The organism is Bordetella pseudohinzii, from assembly GCF_000657795.2.
In the GTDB taxonomy this organism is placed as follows: Bacteria; Pseudomonadota; Gammaproteobacteria; order Burkholderiales; family Burkholderiaceae_B; genus Bordetella; species Bordetella pseudohinzii.
In genome coordinates this window covers 335,080-350,267 of the sequence record NZ_JHEP02000003.1, presented here as the reverse complement: position 1 = coordinate 350,267, position 15,188 = coordinate 335,080, and the positions used below count along the sequence as shown (strand labels likewise).

Annotated in this window: 14 protein-coding genes; 12 read left to right on the top strand and 2 right to left on the bottom strand. The window is 67.7% G+C overall.

The annotated features are described in order from the left end of the window. Window positions 1-115: 115 nt before the first annotated feature. Entirely contained in the window at window positions 116-1,102 is a 987-nt protein-coding gene (locus L540_RS06010) for an NAD(P)H-dependent flavin oxidoreductase (protein WP_043210215.1), read from the top strand. Continuing rightward, window positions 1,099-1,848 (top strand): enoyl-CoA hydratase-related protein, encoded by a 750-nt coding sequence (locus L540_RS06005; RefSeq protein WP_043210217.1) that lies wholly within the window; start codon window positions 1,099-1,101, stop codon window positions 1,846-1,848. Before L540_RS06010 ends, L540_RS06005 begins: the two co-directional genes overlap by 4 nt. A 1-nt stretch (window position 1,849) precedes the next feature. Here L540_RS06005 and L540_RS06000 read toward each other — a convergent pair whose 3' ends face one another. Beyond that, window positions 1,850-2,683, bottom strand: coding sequence for an enoyl-CoA hydratase/isomerase family protein (locus L540_RS06000; RefSeq protein WP_043210220.1), 834 nt, complete (start codon window positions 2,681-2,683; stop codon window positions 1,850-1,852). Window positions 2,684-2,758: 75 nt separating this feature from the next. Here L540_RS06000 and L540_RS05995 point away from each other — a divergent pair, with 75 nt between their 5' ends. From L540_RS05995 to L540_RS05950, 10 genes are all read left to right on the top strand, one after another. Next, window positions 2,759-3,622, top strand: a complete 864-nt coding sequence (locus L540_RS05995) for an NAD(P)H-hydrate dehydratase (RefSeq protein ID WP_043210222.1) — start codon at window positions 2,759-2,761, stop codon at window positions 3,620-3,622. 134 nt (window positions 3,623-3,756) lie between these two features. Then, a complete protein-coding gene (locus L540_RS05990; RefSeq protein WP_043210225.1) occupies window positions 3,757-3,990 on the top strand; it encodes a hypothetical protein in 234 nt (77 codons plus the stop codon). Window positions 3,991-4,315: 325 nt separating this feature from the next. Continuing rightward, on the top strand, window positions 4,316-5,941 hold the full coding sequence (locus L540_RS05985) for an ABC transporter substrate-binding protein (RefSeq protein WP_048026080.1): 1,626 nt from the start codon (window positions 4,316-4,318) through the stop codon (window positions 5,939-5,941). 139 nt (window positions 5,942-6,080) lie between these two features. After that, window positions 6,081-7,040: a M14 family metallopeptidase gene (locus tag L540_RS05980; protein ID WP_043210227.1), complete on the top strand. Its 960-nt coding sequence runs from the start codon at window positions 6,081-6,083 to the stop codon at window positions 7,038-7,040. Between the two features lie 65 nt (window positions 7,041-7,105). Continuing rightward, entirely contained in the window at window positions 7,106-8,083 is a 978-nt protein-coding gene (locus L540_RS05975; protein ID WP_043210230.1) for an ABC transporter permease, read from the top strand. An 8-nt stretch (window positions 8,084-8,091) separates the two neighbouring features. Beyond that, window positions 8,092-9,012 (top strand): ABC transporter permease, encoded by a 921-nt coding sequence (locus tag L540_RS05970; protein WP_043210231.1) that lies wholly within the window; start codon window positions 8,092-8,094, stop codon window positions 9,010-9,012. Next, window positions 9,009-9,986 carry an ABC transporter ATP-binding protein gene (locus L540_RS05965; protein ID WP_043210234.1) on the top strand — a complete coding sequence of 326 codons (978 nt, stop codon included), beginning with the start codon at window positions 9,009-9,011 and terminating at the stop codon, window positions 9,984-9,986. Before L540_RS05970 ends, L540_RS05965 begins: the two co-directional genes overlap by 4 nt. Then, the gene (locus L540_RS05960; RefSeq protein ID WP_043210235.1) at window positions 9,983-10,993 is read left to right on the top strand and encodes an ABC transporter ATP-binding protein; all 1,011 of its coding nucleotides are present in this window, start codon (window positions 9,983-9,985) and stop codon (window positions 10,991-10,993) included. Before L540_RS05965 ends, L540_RS05960 begins: the two co-directional genes overlap by 4 nt. Window positions 10,994-10,995: 2 nt before the next feature. Continuing rightward, complete coding sequence (locus L540_RS05955) at window positions 10,996-11,901, top strand: alpha/beta hydrolase family protein (protein WP_043210238.1); 906 nt, start codon at window positions 10,996-10,998, stop codon at window positions 11,899-11,901. Between the two features lie 8 nt (window positions 11,902-11,909). After that, complete coding sequence (locus L540_RS05950; RefSeq protein WP_043210241.1) at window positions 11,910-13,040, top strand: M20 family metallopeptidase; 1,131 nt, start codon at window positions 11,910-11,912, stop codon at window positions 13,038-13,040. A gap of 62 nt (window positions 13,041-13,102) precedes the next feature. On the opposite strand, the gene L540_RS05945 is transcribed toward L540_RS05950, so the two are convergent. Further along, the gene (locus L540_RS05945) at window positions 13,103-15,163 is read right to left on the bottom strand and encodes a UvrD-helicase domain-containing protein (protein ID WP_043210244.1); all 2,061 of its coding nucleotides are present in this window, start codon (window positions 15,161-15,163) and stop codon (window positions 13,103-13,105) included. Window positions 15,164-15,188: the final 25 nt, after the last annotated feature.

Here is a 15,188-nt window from a genome sequence, read left to right as displayed (position 1 = left end):
CCTGCATTGACAGCGATTTACCGCATGCCGTTAAATGAATTCAATTAATTACCGGACGACCGGTAGGTAATTATAGACACGGCTTTCTCAACGCTCAATATCATCGGAAACCCTTATGAACGCCCGAGACACCGCCGCGCCCCATCCCGTGGTCGCCGATCTGTATGGCCAGATGCATCTGCCCGTCATCTGCTCGCCCATGTTCATCGTGTCCAACCCGGCCCTCGTGCTGGCCCAATGCGCCAGCGGCGTGATGGGCGCGTTTCCGGCGCTCAACGCGCGGCCCCAGAGCCTGCTGGCCGATTGGCTGGCCGAGGTCGAGGCCGGCCTGGCCGCCCACCGCCAGGCCCATCCGCAAGCCCGTGTCGCCCCCTATGCCGTCAACCAGATCATCCATCAGTCCAATGACCGCCTGGAGCAGGACCTGGCCGAGTGCGCCCGCCACCGCGTGCCCTACATCATCACCAGCCTGCGCGCCCCCGGCGACGTGGTGGCCGGCATCCATGCCTGGGGCGGCAAGGTCTTTCATGACGTCACCACGATTCGCCACGCCGAGAAAGCCCTGGAGGCCGGCGTCGACGGCCTCATCCTGGTGGCCGCCGGCGCGGGCGGCCACGCCGGCACGCTCAGCCCCTTCGCCCTGCTGGCCGAGGTAAGGCGTTTCTACGATGGCCCCATCGTGCTGTCCGGGGCCATCGCCAACGGCGCGGGCGTGCTGGCCGCGTTGGCCATGGGCGCGGACTTCGCCTATATGGGCACGCGCTTTATCGCCAGCCGCGAAGCCAATGCCAGCGAAGGCTATAAACAAGCCCTGGTGCAGGCCAGCGCCAATGACATTCTCTATACGCCTTTCTTTACCGGCATCCCGGGCAACTACCTGAAGGCCAGCATCGTCAACGCCGGCCTGGACCCGGCCAATCTGCCCGCGCCGGACGCCTCCAACTTCGGCACCACGCGCGCCAAACCCTGGAAAGACATCTGGGGCGCCGGCCAGGGCGTGGGCAGCATCACCGGCGTGCAGCCGGCCGCCGAGATCGTGGCCCAGCTGCGCGGCGAATTCGACGCCGCGCAGGCGCGCCTGGCCGGCAGGACCTTCGCATGAGCGGCCCGGTGCTGGCCACCCGCCAGGATGGCATCCTCACGCTGACCCTGAACCGGCCCGAGCGCCGCAATGCGCTGGATACGGCCAGCTATCTCGCCCTGGCCCAGGCCCTGCGCGCCGCGCAGGACGATCTCGACGTAGGCGCCGTGGTGCTTGCCGGCGCGGGCGGCCATTTCACGGCCGGCAATGATTTGCGCGATTTCCAGGCCGAGCGGCCGGCGGGCGACAGCCCCGCCCTGCATTTCCTGCGCGCCCTGCTGGATTGCGATGCGCCGGTGCTCGCCGCCGTCGAGGGTCATGCCATCGGCATCGGCGTGACGCTGCTGCAGCACTGCGATTTTGTCTACGCCGGCCAGGACGCCACGCTGCGCATGCCCTTCCTGGCGCTGGGCCTGTGCCCGGAGGGCGGCTCCAGCCAGGCGCTGGCCCGGATCGCCGGCGCGCGCCGCGCCGCCGAGTGGCTGCTGTTGGGCGATGCCTTCGGCGCCGAGGCCGCGCGCCAGGCCGGGCTGGTCAGCGACGTCACGGCCGCCGGCCAGGCCCTGGCCCGCGCCCAGGCCACGGCCGCCCGCCTGGCGGCCCAGCCGCGCCAGGCCCTGCGCGTCTCCAAGGCCCTCATGCGCGGGCCGCAGCGCCCCGCGCTGCACGCCACCCTGGACCGCGAGGCCGAGCAATTCCGCCAGCGGCTGGCCAGCGCCGAGGCACAGGCGGCCTTCGCCCGCTTCTTCGCACCGAAGGCCGGCTGAATCAGAAAGGCGAGCCGGGATTGAAATCCGGCGCGCGGCGTTCGCGCAAAGACTGTATGCCTTCGCGCACGTCCGGCCCGGCAAAGCCCATGAACTCCAGCGCCAGCGAGGTATCGAAACTCGGCCCGGCCTGGCGCAGCCAGTTGTTCAGGGCGTACTTGGTCCAGCGGATGGCTGTCTGCGACCCGCGCGCCAGGCGCCGGGCCACCTCGAAGGCGCGCTCGACCAGCTGCGGCTCGTCCACGCACAGCGACACCAGCCCGATGCGCTCGGCCTCCTCGCCGCTGACGGTCTCGCATAGCAGCAGGTAGTACTTGGCCTTGGCCATGCCGCACAACAGCGGCCAGACGATGGCGGCATGGTCGCCCGCGGCCACGCCCAGGCGGGTATGGCCATCGATGATGCGGGCGTCGCGCGCGGCGATGGAGATGTCGGCCAGCAGCCCCGCCACCAGGCCGGCGCCCACGGCCGCGCCATGCATGGCCGACACCACCGGCTTGTTGCAATTGATGATGTTGTAGACCAGGTCGCGCGCCTCGCGCCAGACCCGCGCGCGGACCTCGAAATCGTCGGCCATCTGTTGCACCAGGTCCAGGTCGCCGCCGCCCGAAAAGCCCTTGCCCTCGCCCCGGATGACCACCACGCGGGTGTCCGGATCGGTATCGATGTCGCGCCAGATATCGGCCAGCTCGCGATGCAGCCGGTGATCGGCGGTCGAGAGCTTGCCGCTGGCATCCTTGGCGCCCATGATCAGCTCCAGCACGCCCTCGGGGTGGCGGCGCAGCTTGAGGGATTGATAGCCTGCGTAGTGGGCGAGCGTTGCGTCGGTGCTCATCATGGTCTCCGGTTGGCGCGGCAATGCGCGCGGTTTTTGGGCACTATAGTGGAAAGCCGTCTTCCAGGAACCGCCATGCCCGCCTCGCCACCCGACCTCATCGACCGCAGCCAGTTTCCCGCCTTGTTCTCGCCGCGGCCGGCCGACAGCCACAAGGGCAGCTTCGGCAGCCTGGGCGTGCTGGGCGGCGGGCCGGGCATGACGGGCGCGGCCCTGCTGGCCGCGCGCGCCGCGCTCAAGCTGGGCGCCGGCAAGGTCCTGGTCGGGCTGGCCCAGCATCCCTGCCCGTTGGCCTGCGATCCACAGCAGCCCGAACTCATGGTGCGCGAAGCGCACGATCTGCTGTCCCTCGGCCCGGCCCTGTCGGCCTGGACGGCCGGCTGCGGCATCGGCGTCTCGGCGCTGGCCGCCAATGCGTTGTCCGAACTCTTCCAGCGGCGCCGCAACGCGCCGCTGGTGCTGGATGCCGATGGACTGAACCTGCTGGCCAGCGGCGGCATCCGGCCCAGCTGGGGGCAGGGCACGGTGGTGCTGACGCCGCACCCGGCCGAGGCCGCCCGCTTGCTGGGCCGCGACACCGCCCAGGTGCAGGACGACCGCCCCGCCGCCGCGCGCGAGCTGGCGCGGCGCTACGGGGCCTGGGTCGTGCTCAAGGGCGCGGGCAGCCTGGTCTGCGCCCCGGATGGCGCCTGCCGGCGCAATCCCACGGGCAACCCCGGCCTGGCCAGCGCCGGCACGGGCGACGTCCTGGCCGGCATGCTGGGCGCGCTGCTGGCCCAGGCGCTGCCGCCCGAGCAGGCCGTCGCCGCCGCCGTCTGGCTGCATGGCGCGGCCGCCGACGCCCTGGTCGCCCAGGGGATCGGCCCCATCGGCCTGACCGCGGGCGAACTGGCTGACGCCGCCCGGGCCATCCGCAACGGGCGGCTTGCAAGCCCCTGATTCGCCGGACATTTCGGTCCGGACAGGTTTGTTTACAACATACCTAGGGTTTCCCCTAGGTTTTTGTTGCATTGCACCTAGGGTTATCCCTATAATGGTTTTCACCTAGTCAAGAAAGACGATTGGAGGACACCATGAGCGACCTGACCCTGAATCAAAACGCCCGCATGACCGATTCGCTGGAGCGTGATCTGCTGCGCGGCGCTATGGAAGAACAATCCACCCCGCACCCCGTTGCCGCCATCAAGCGCGTGGCCGCCGGCATCGGCCGCGGCGTCGCCGGCTTCTTCTCCTTCGTGGACGAAGTCAACGAATCCATGAACCGCGCCCGCGCCCAAAGCGCCAACTACACCGGTTCGCAGTGGTAAGTGCGTGAAGCGGCACGGCGCCCGAATGGGCCGTGCCGTCCCCTGACGGCGCCGGTCTCCCCCCTCCCTCTCCTCCGGCGCCGTCCGCGTCGCGCCCGGCCTGCAAGGCGGGCGCGATGCTTTTCTTCCATCGCCCCCAACGCCCCGCGCGGACGTGGCGCGGCGGCCGCCCCGGCCGGCAATGGCCCCGGCGCTTCCCCCATGCAAATGATTTGCTGCATCGCAGCAAATCGCCTGCCCGGCCCGCGGTCGCGTAGGACCGAACGTTGACAATGCCGGTAGCGACTATCAATAATCGCGGCCTTGTATACCCGGAGTTGTCAACATGAAGTCTCGCCTCCTCGCGACCGCCCTGACGGCGGGCCTGCTGGCCGCCCCTGGCGGCGCCGCACTGGCCCAGACGCTGAAAATCGCCCTGTCGTCGGAGCCGACCTCCGCCGATCCCCACTATCACAAGCAGACGCAGAATGACGCCTTCTCGGCTCATGTCTACGATTCGCTGGTGGGCCGCGATGCCAACATGAAGCTCAAGCCCGCGCTGGCCACGTCCTGGAAGAACCTGGACGACCTGACCTGGGAATTCAAGCTGCGCGACGACGTCAAGTTCTCCAACGGCAAGCCCTTCACCTCCGAGGACGTGCTGTTCACCATCTGCCGTACGCTGAATAACGAGACCAATATCTCGCAGTCGTACATGGACATGACCAAGCGCATCGCCGACGTGCAGACGCCGGATGCGCACACCGTGGTCATCAAGACCGCCGAGCCGCTGCCCCTGCTGCCGGCCGAACTGGCGCGCAGCCTGCCCATCATCTGGAACGGCATCGTCGAGCACGGCAAACTCAGCTTCAACCCCAAGGCGGGCTGCGGCGTGACCGGCAAGTGGCCCACCGTGGCGGATTTCAACAATGGCAAGGACGCCATCGGCACCGGCCCCTATCTGTTGAAGTCCTATGTCAAGGGCACGGGCATCGAGCTGACGCGCAATGACAATTACTGGGGCGAAAAGCCGGCCTGGAAGGAAGTGAAGTTCGTGCCGGTGCCCAATGCCGGCCCGCGCCTGACCGGCCTGCTCTCGGGCGACTTCGATGTCATCGAGAACCCCGCGGCGCGCGACCTGCAGCGCATCAAGAGCAATGCGCAGTACGGCTATGTCGCCACGCCCTCCACGCGACTGATCTTCTTCCAGCCGGACGTGGGCCGCAGCACCAGCCCCTTCGTCAAGGCCGCCGACGGCAAGAACCCGCTGCAGGACCTGCGCGTGCGCCGCGCCATCTCCATGGCCATCGACCGCAAGACCATCGTGGCCCGCATCATGGACGGCCTGGCCACTCCGGCCTACCAATACATGCCCGACGGCATGTTCGGCGGCGTGCCCAATGCTCCCGAGATCAAATACGACCCCGAAGCGGCCAAGAAGCTGCTGGCCGAGGCCGGCTATCCCAACGGCTTCGAGATGACCATCTCGACCACCAACGACCGCTACGTCAATGACGGCCAGATCGCGCAGGCCGTGGCCCAGTATCTGTCGCGCGTGGGCATCAAGGCCAATGTCGACGCCATCACGGCCTCGATCTACTTCCCCAAGCGCGCCAAGCGCGAGTTCAGCTTCTCGATCGGCGGCTGGCCCTCCGAAGTCGGCGAGGCCTCGGGCCTGTTCCAGCTGTGGGTCGCCTCGCTGGACTCGCCCAAGAGCCTGGGCACCAGCAATTACGGCGGCTTCTCCAACGCCGACTTCGACAAGGTCTACCTGCAGGCCATCGTGACGGTCGATCCGGCCAAGCGCGAAAAGCTGCTGCAGCAATCCACGCAGATCGCCCTGGACAACGTGCCGCTCATCCCGCTGCACTTCGAAAGCAGCATCTGGGCCTTCCGCAAGGGCCTGGTCTACGAAGGCCGCCGCGACCAGTACACGCTGGCCATGTCGGTCAAGCCGGCCGACAAGAAGTAGACTGTCATGATCCGGGTACGGTATCCCCGCGAGGGACGCTGACCCACCCGAGGGCGTCGCCGCAGGCGGCGCCCTTATTCCTTTCTGGAAGGACAGATTTGTAACCCCTATACAATCTGCCCCGCGTTCCGGAGTTGCCATGTCCCTGCTTCCTACCCGACCCTTTGATCTCGCCCGACCTGACCTGGACGGCGAGCGCGCCGGCAACACCGGCACGCCAGGCGTCTGGCACTTCGACTCAGGCCAGCCGGGCAGGCGGGTTCTGCTCACCGCCTTGATCCACGGCAATGAGCTGTGCGGCGCCTGGGCCTTGAAGACGCTGCTGGCCAGCGGCCTGGCGCCGCGGCGCGGCAGCCTCACCCTGGCCTTCTGTAATCTGGCGGCCTTCGACCGCTTCGATCCGGCCGACCATGCCCGCTCGCGCTTCGTGGACGAGGACATGAACCGCGTCTGGAGCGCGGACAAGCTGGCCGAGGGGGACAGCCAGGAGCGCCGCCGCGCGCGCGAACTGCTGCCCTGGGTGGAGCGGGCCGACTGGCTGCTGGACTTCCATTCCATGAGCAATGCCGACGAACCGCTGCAACTGAGCGGCCTGGCGCCGCGCAATATCGCGCTGGCCCGCGCGCTGGGCAACCCCGCCTATATCGTGTCCGACGCGGGGCACGCGGCCGGCGTGCGGCTGCGCGACTACGGCCGCTTCGCCCCCGACGGCGATCCGCAGACCCGGTCGCTGCTCATCGAATGCGGTTTCCATGGCGCGACCGCCAGCGCGGCCGTGGCCCTGGACATCATGGCGCGCTTTCTGCTGGCCTCCGAAATCGTGGAGGCGGCGGACGTCCCGGCCAAATGGCTGCGCCCGGCCGCCAGCGCGCCGCAGGCCCTGCGCGTGACCGAGGCGGTCACCGCGCGCAGTAACGACTTCCGTTTCGCCCAGGCCTGGAAAGGCCTGGAGAAACTGCCCCAGGCCGGCACCGTGATCGGCTGGTCCGAGGGCGAGCCGGTGACCACGCCTTATGACAACTGCGTGCTCATCATGCCCTCGCTGGCCAATCTGCGGCCAGGGGTGACTGTTGTGCGGCTGGCCCAGCCCCTGGCCTGAAACCGGGCTTGCGATCGCCCCATCCGGGCGCATCTTTTCATTGAGACCACCAAGGAAATCGAAACGTGGCCTTGTTTATCCTCCGCAGGCTGATCCAGAGCCTGTTTGTCCTGCTGGCGGTATCGCTCGTCGTCTTCCTGGCGGTCTACGCCGTGGGCGACCCGATCGAACTGCTGGTCAGCCCCGAAGCCAGCATGGAAGCGCGCCAGGCGATGATCACGCGCCTGGGCCTGGACCTGCCGGTCTGGCAGCAGTATGCGAACTTCCTGTGGCGCGCCCTGCACGGCGACCTGGGCACCTCCTTCGTGCACGGCATCCCCGCCCTCGAGCTCATCGTGCAGCGCATCCCCGCCACCTTCGAGCTGGTGCTGGTGGCCATCACGCTGACCTGTGTGGTCGGCATCCCGCTGGGCCTGGTCGCGGGCCTGTACCGCGACGAGCCGTTGGGCCGCGGCATCATGGCCACCTCGGTGCTGGGCTTTTCCCTGCCCAACTTCTGGCAGGGCATGATGCTCATCCTGCTGTTCTCGGTCTGGCTGGGCTGGCTGCCGGCCTCCGGACGCGGCCCCACGGTCAATGTGCTGGGCGTGCCCTTTTCCATCTTCACGGCCGAGGGCTGGTCGCATGTGATCATGCCCGCCATCAACCTGGGCCTGGCCAATATCGCGCTGGTGCTGCGCCTGACGGCCAGCGGCGTGGTCGAGGCCCAATCGCAGGAGTATGTGAAGTTCGCGCGGGCCAAGGGCGTCAAGCCCGGCCGCATCGTGCGCCGCCACATCCTGCGCAACATCCTCATCCCCGTGGTGACGGTGATCGGCATGGAGTTCGGCCACCTGATCGCCTACTCCACCATCACCGAGACCGTGTTCGCCTGGCCGGGCATGGGCAAGCTGCTGATCGATAGCGTCTACCACCTGGACCGCCCCGTCGTGGTGGCCTATGTGATGCTGGTCACGCTGATCTTCGTCATCATCAATCTCGTCGTCGACATCCTGTACGCCGCGCTCGATCCGCGCGTGCAGCTGGTCGCTCCCGCTCAATAAGGTCCGCCATGGCAACTTCCTCCAGCAATGGCCGCACGCGCACGGTGGCTCCCCTGGCCGATACCCCGCGCCGCGCCCAGATCCTGAAAAAGCTGCGCAGCCGCCCGACCCTGCGCGGCTCGGCGCTCGCCCTGTTCATCCTCATCGCCTTCGTGCTGCTGGCGCCATTCTTCGCGCCGCAAAACCCCTACGACCTGGCCAGCCTCAACCTGCTGGACGGCCGGCTGCCGCCGCGCTCGCCCATGATGGACGGCGGCTTTTACTGGCTGGGCACCGATGACCAGGGGCGCGACATGCTCAGCGCCATCCTGTACGGCCTGCGCATCAGCCTCTTCGTCGGCCTGACCGCCGTCGTGCTGGCCACGGCCATCGGCAGCCTGGTGGGCCTGGTGGCCGCCTATACCGGCGGCATCATCGACGCCATCCTGATGCGCGTGGTGGACTTCATCCTGGGCTTTCCGACCATTCTGGTGGCCCTGGTGCTGCTGGCCATGATGGGCCGCGGCGTGGACAAGGTGATCCTGGCGCTGGTCATCGTGCAATGGGCGCACTATGCGCGCATCATGCGCGGCCGCGCGCTGCAGGAGCGGCGCAAGGAATACGTGGAGGCGGCCGCCAACCTGGGCTTTCCGGCCTGGCGCATCATGCTGTTCCACCTGCTGCCCAACTGCCTGGGGCCGGTGATGGTGTTCGCCACCATCCAGATCGCCAACGCCATCGTGCTGGAAGCCACGCTGTCCTTCCTGGGCGTGGGCGTGCCGGTGACCGAGCCTTCGCTGGGTCTGCTGATCGCCAACGGTTTCCAGTACCTGCTCTCGGGCGATTACTGGATCAGCCTCTTCCCGGGCCTGGCCCTGCTGATCCTCATCCTGACCATCAATATCGTGGGCGACCGCCTGCGCGAAAGCCTGGACCCGCGACGAGCATGAACGACACGCTTCTCGAAGTGCGCGGACTGCGCACCGCTTTTCATACCGAGGCCGGCGCCTGGCCGGCCGTCGACGGCGTGGACCTCACCGTCAAGCGCGGCGAGATCGTCGGCCTGGTGGGCGAATCCGGCTCGGGCAAATCGGTCACCGGCTTCTCCCTGCTGGGACTGATCGATCCGCCCGGCGAAGTCGTCGAAGGCGAGATCCGCTTCAAGGGCAAGGATCTGCGCAAACTGAACGAAGAACAGATGCGCCAGCTGCGCGGCAACCGCATCGCCATGATCTTCCAGGATCCGCTGATGACGCTGAATCCGGTGCTCAAGGTCGGCGAGCAGATGCTGGAGGCCATCCTCACGCATGAAAACATGCCCCGACAGCAGGCGCTGGAGCGTTGCCGCGAAGCGCTCGCCATGGTGGGCATCCCATCGCCCGAAAAACGCCTGAACGCCTATCCGCACGAGTTCTCCGGCGGCATGCGCCAGCGCGTGGCCATCGCCATCGCCATGCTCAACCGGCCCGACCTCATCATCTGCGACGAACCGACCACGGCGCTGGATGTGACCATCCAGGGCCAGATCCTCTACCGCATGCAGGAGATCTGCCGCGAACATCAGACCGCGCTGATCTGGATCACGCACGACCTGGGCGTGGTGGCCGAACTGGCCGACAAGGTGGCCGTCATGTATGCCGGCCGCATCGTCGAGTCCGGCCCGGTCAATGAAGTGCTGGACGCGCCGCGCCACCCTTACACGCGCGGCCTCCTGGACTCCATGCCGGCGCGGACCCAGCCAGGCAGCCGTTTGCACCAAATCAATGGCATGGCGCCCAGCCTGTCGGCGCGCCCCTCGGGCTGCGCCTTCCGCCCCCGCTGCCCGAATGTGATCCCCCGCTGCACCGAGCAGCCTCCCGCCGCCACCCATGAAGGGCCGCGCAGCTTCCGCTGCTATGTGCCGATTGCCCGCGAGGCCGCATGACCCAAGCCGACACCCCCGTTATCGAACTGCGCGACGTCCACAAGCGCTTTGAAAGCCACCCCGACCTCGCGCAACGCATCCTTTCCCTGGCTGGCCGGCCCATGGACCGGCGCACCGTGCACGCCGTCAATGGCGTGTCGCTGTCCGTGGCGCGCGGCGAAGTCGTGGGCCTGGTGGGCGAATCCGGCTGCGGCAAGTCCACGCTGGGCCGCGTGGTGGCCGGCCTGCACCGCCAGAGCTCGGGCGAACTCTATTACCAGGGCCGCGAGGTCGGCGGCCTGCAGGGCGCCGACAAGCTGGCCTATACGCTGGGCGTGCAGATGATCTTCCAGGATCCGCAGGCTTCGCTCAATCCGCGCCAGCGCCTGCGCCAGATCCTGGGCGAAGCGCTGAAGGTGCACAAGCTCGCGCCCGCCGCGGAAATCCCCGCGCGCGTGGACCGCGCCCTGGCCGAAGTGGGCCTGGACCGCGAGTACCGCGACCGCTTCCCGCATCAGATTTCCGGCGGCCAGCGCCAGCGCATCGGCATCGCGCGCGCCCTGCTGGTCGCGCCCAAATTCCTGGTCTGCGACGAGCCCGTGGCCGCGCTGGACGTCTCCATCCAGGCGCAGGTCATCAACCTCTTCATGGACCTGCGCGAACAGCACGGCTTCACCTATCTGTTCATCAGCCATGACCTGGGCGTGGTGCGGCACATCTCCGACCGCGTGGCCATCATGTACCTGGGCAAGATCGTCGAGCAGGCCAAGGCCTCGGAGATCTTCGCCCATCCCAACCATCCCTATACCCAGGCCCTCATGGCCGAGGTTCCCGATGTGGAGCGGCGCGGCCGCAAATTCACGCCCATCCGCGGCGAGATCCCCTCGCCGCTGAACCCGCCCTCCGGCTGTACCTTCCACCCGCGCTGCCCGCATGCCATGCCGCGCTGCAAGGAAGAGGCCCCCGAGCTCAAGACCATCGCGCCGGGCCATATCTCGGCCTGCCATCTCAACGACAACGCCGCCTGACCATGAAACCCTCCGAACTGAGCAACGCCGAACGCATGGCCGTCGAACTGGGCCATGCCGGGCGCAACAGCTTTCCCTATGTCGACGATGACCGCAACGCCGACCGCCCCTTCACGCTGAACACCTACCGGCCCTACGGCTACACGCCGCAAGACCCGGTGGTCATCGTCCAGCATGGCGTGCTGCGCAACGGCGACGACTATCGCGACTTCTGGATCCCCGCGGCCGACAAGCATCGCCTGCTCATCATCGCGCCGACCTTCTCCAATGACATCTGGCCCGGCGTCGAGAGCTATAACAACGGCCGCGTCTTCACCGCCTCGGGCAATCCGCGCCACATCGACGGCTGGACCTATGCCCTGGTGGGCCGCGTGCTCAAGGACCTGGCCGCCTCCGAGATCTCGGCCTGCAAACCGGTCTACCTGTTCGGCCATTCGGCCGGCGGCCAGTTCGTGCATCGCCTGATGAGCAGCCAGCCCTCCGACGCCTATGCGGGCGTCATCGCCGGCAATCCCGGCTGGTACACCCTGCCCACGCTGGACCTGCCCTACCCCGAAGGGATGGGCGGCGTCGGCCTGACCGAACAGCACCTGGCTCGGCTCTTGGCCTATCCCATAATCATCCTGGCCGGCGACCAGGACACCGCCACCGACGACCCCAACCTGCCCAGCCAGCCCGAAGCCTTGCGCCAGGGGCCGCACCGCTACGCGCGCGCCCGGCATTACTTCGAGGCGGGCCAAAAGGAAGCCGAACGCCGCGGCCTGCCCTTCGGCTGGCGCTTGCAGACCGTGCCCGGAATCGGCCATGATGGACGCGCCATGTCCGCCGTGGCCGCGCATCTGTGGTTCGACGGCAGCATGCCCGACGCCGCCACGCTGGCCGCCCTGGCCGGCAACCACACCGCCTGACCGACACCATGACCACGCTCCCCGATACCCAAGCACTCGTCGCCGAAATCCAGACCTGGGTGCAGTGCGAATCGCCTTCCCACTATGCCGAAGGCATCACCGCCATGGCCCAGCTGGCCGCCGAACGCGCCCGCGCCCTCGGCATGCGCGTCGAACTCACGCCGCTGGGCGCCGACATCGGCCCCATGGTCTATGCCACCACGCGCGCGCCGGGCGACACCCGCCCCGGCATCCTCATCATCGGCCACATCGACACCGTGCACCCCGTGGGCACGCTGGGCGAAAACCCCTGCCGCATCGAAGGCGACCGCCTCTACGGACCGGGCAGCTACGACATGAAGGCCGGCATCGTGCTGGCGCTGGCGGGCCTGACCGGCCTGGCCGCGCCCGGCGCCACCCGCCTGCCCATCGACTTCCTGATGGTGCCCGACGAAGAAACCGGCAGCCACGCCTCGCGCGAACACATCGAACACCTGGCCAAGCAGGCCAAGTACGGCCTGGTCTGTGAACCGGCGCGCCCCAATGGCGGCAAATGCGTGACGGCCCGCAAGGGCACCGGCATGCTGCGCCTGGGCGTCAAGGGCCGCCCGGCCCATGCCGGCATGGCGCACGAAAAAGGCCGCAGCGCCATCCGCGAAATGGCGCACCAGGTCCTCGCGCTCGAAAACATGACCGATTACGCGCGCGGCGTGACCGTCAGCGTCGGCACCATCGCCGGCGGCACCGTCACCAACACGGTGCCGGCGCAATGCCGCTGCGTGGTGGACTTCCGCGTGCCCGACATGGGCGCGGCCGAGGACGTGCTGCGCCGCATGCGCCAGCTGTGCGCCGTCGGCCCGGATGTCGAACTGGACATCGACGTCGAATTGAACCGCCCGCCCATGGTCAAGACGGCCGAATCGGCCGCGCTGCTCGAACTGGCCCAGGGCTATGCCAGCCAGGCCGGCTTCCCGCTCGAAGACGCCCCCATGACCGGAGGCGGCAGCGACGCCAACTTCACTTCCGCGCTGGGCGTGCCCACCCTCGACGGCCTGGGCGCCGACGGCGACGGCGCCCACACCCTGCACGAATACATCCAGATCTCGACGCTGGATATGCGCGCCAAGTTCTGGCATTTGTTGCTGCGGGATTTGGTGTAGTTCGGCCGGTGTCAGACGCCAGGCGGCAAAGTGGATTCAGCGGGTGTCTGACACCAGAAGGGTTATTTGTTCAACAACGCCTTCAACATCCCCAGCCGCTCTTTGGGGCTCATGGCGGCGGTGGCGGGGTCTTCGGTGATGCCGGGTTGGGCCAGGCCCATTTCTTCGATGAAGCGCGAGGGTTCGCAGACGCGGTCCTCGCGCGCGCGGCGGCGTTTGCGGCACCAGCTTAGGTGCAGGCTGCGCTGGGCTCGGGTGATCCCCACGTACATCAGGCGGCGCTCTTCCTGGATGCGGGTGGCAAGATTGTTGGCCGCATTGTCGGGATCGGTGTCTTCTTCGTCCCGGCCAACGTGCGGCAGCAGGCCCTCCTCGACTCCGACCAGGTAGACATGGGGATATTCCAGCCCCTTGGACGCATGCAGGGTGGAGAGCTTGACCGCATCGGGCTCCTCGTCCTCGCCGCGCTCCAGCATGGTGACCAGCGCCACATGCTGCACCAGTTCGAACAAGGTCATGCCGTCTTCGTCGGCCTTGCGCTTGAGCCAGGAAACCAGCTCCATCACGTTCTGCCAGCGCGTCTGAGCCGGGCGCTCTTCCAATGTGTCGAAGAGATGGCGCTCATACTGGATGGCCGAGAGCAGGTCGTCCAGCAGGGGGCCGGCCGGTTCGGCCGCGCGCGTGGTCGCGCCGTCGGCGCCGCGCCCGGCGCGCCACTGGATACGGCGGATGAACTCGCCGAAGGTGCGCAGCGGCTCAAGCTGGCGCGGCTGCAGCAAAGCCTCCAGCCCTTCTTCGGCCGAGGCTTCCAGCAGCGAAATGGCGCGCTGGGCGGCATATTGGCCCAAGGTCTGCAAGGTGGCCTGGCCGATGCCGCGCTTGGGCGTGGTGGCCGCGCGGATAAAGGCCGGATCGTCTTCGTCGTTGGCGATCAGGCGCAGATAGGCCAGGATGTCGCGCACCTCGGCCTTGTCGAAAAAGCTCTGCCCGCCCGAGATGGTGTACGGGATCTTGAGATTGCGCAGCGCCTGCTCCAGCACGCGCGACTGATGGTTGCTGCGATACAGGACGGCGAAGTCCTTCCATTGCGCCTGGCGCTCAAAGCGCGAGGCCGACAGCTTCATGGCCACCGATTCGGCCTCATGCTCGTCGCCGTCCATGGGGCTGACCGTGATGGGCTCGCCCGCGCCGAGATCCGACCAGAGCTTTTTCTCGAACAGCTTGGGATTGCGCGCGATCACATTGTTGGCCGCGGCCAGGATGCGCTGCACCGATCGGTAGTTCTGCTCCAGCTTGATGAGCTTGAGATTGGGATAGTCGGTGGTGAGCTTGGCCAGGTTCTCGATGGTCGCGCCGCGCCAGGCATAAATGGCCTGGTCATCGTCGCCCACGGCGGTAAACAGCGAACGCATGCCGGTCAGCAGCTGCACCAGGCGGTACTGGCACACATTGGTGTCCTGGTACTCATCGACCAGCAGGTAGCGCACGCGGTTCTGCCAGCGGGTGCGCACCTCCTCGTTGTTTGCCAGCAGCTGGGCCGGGATGCGGATCAGATCGTCGAAATCGACCGCCTGGTAGGCGGCCAGCGTCGCCGCATAGCTGCGGTACACGGCCACGGCCTCCACCTCGCCCGGCGTGACCGCCACCTTGGCCGCATCGTCCGGCTCCAGCAGGCCGTTCTTCCAGAGCGAAATAATGGACTGCACTTCACGCAGCCGCCCCCGGTCGGTGGTCGCCAGCAGATCCTGGATGATGGCCATCGCGTCATCGGCGTCCAGGATGGAGAACTGCGGCTTCAGGCCGGCGTGGGCGGCTTCCTCGCGCAAGAGGCGCACGCCCAGGGCATGGAAGGTGCTGATGGTCAGCCCCTTGGCCAGCTGCCGGTCGACCAGGGTCTTGACCCGCTCGGCCATCTCGCGCGCGGCCTTGTTGGTGAAGGTCAGCGCCACGATATTGCGGCCCATATAACCGCACTCGCGCAGCAGATAGGCGATCTTCTGCGTGATGACGCGCGTCTTGCCGCTGCCGGCGCCGGCCAGCACCAGGCAAGGGCCGTCCAGGTAAAGCACCGCCTCTTTCTGCGAGGGGTTCAGGCCGTGGCCTATGGGAGTGTCTGTGGACATGGGTCTAAACGTGAGGGTCGGGGCG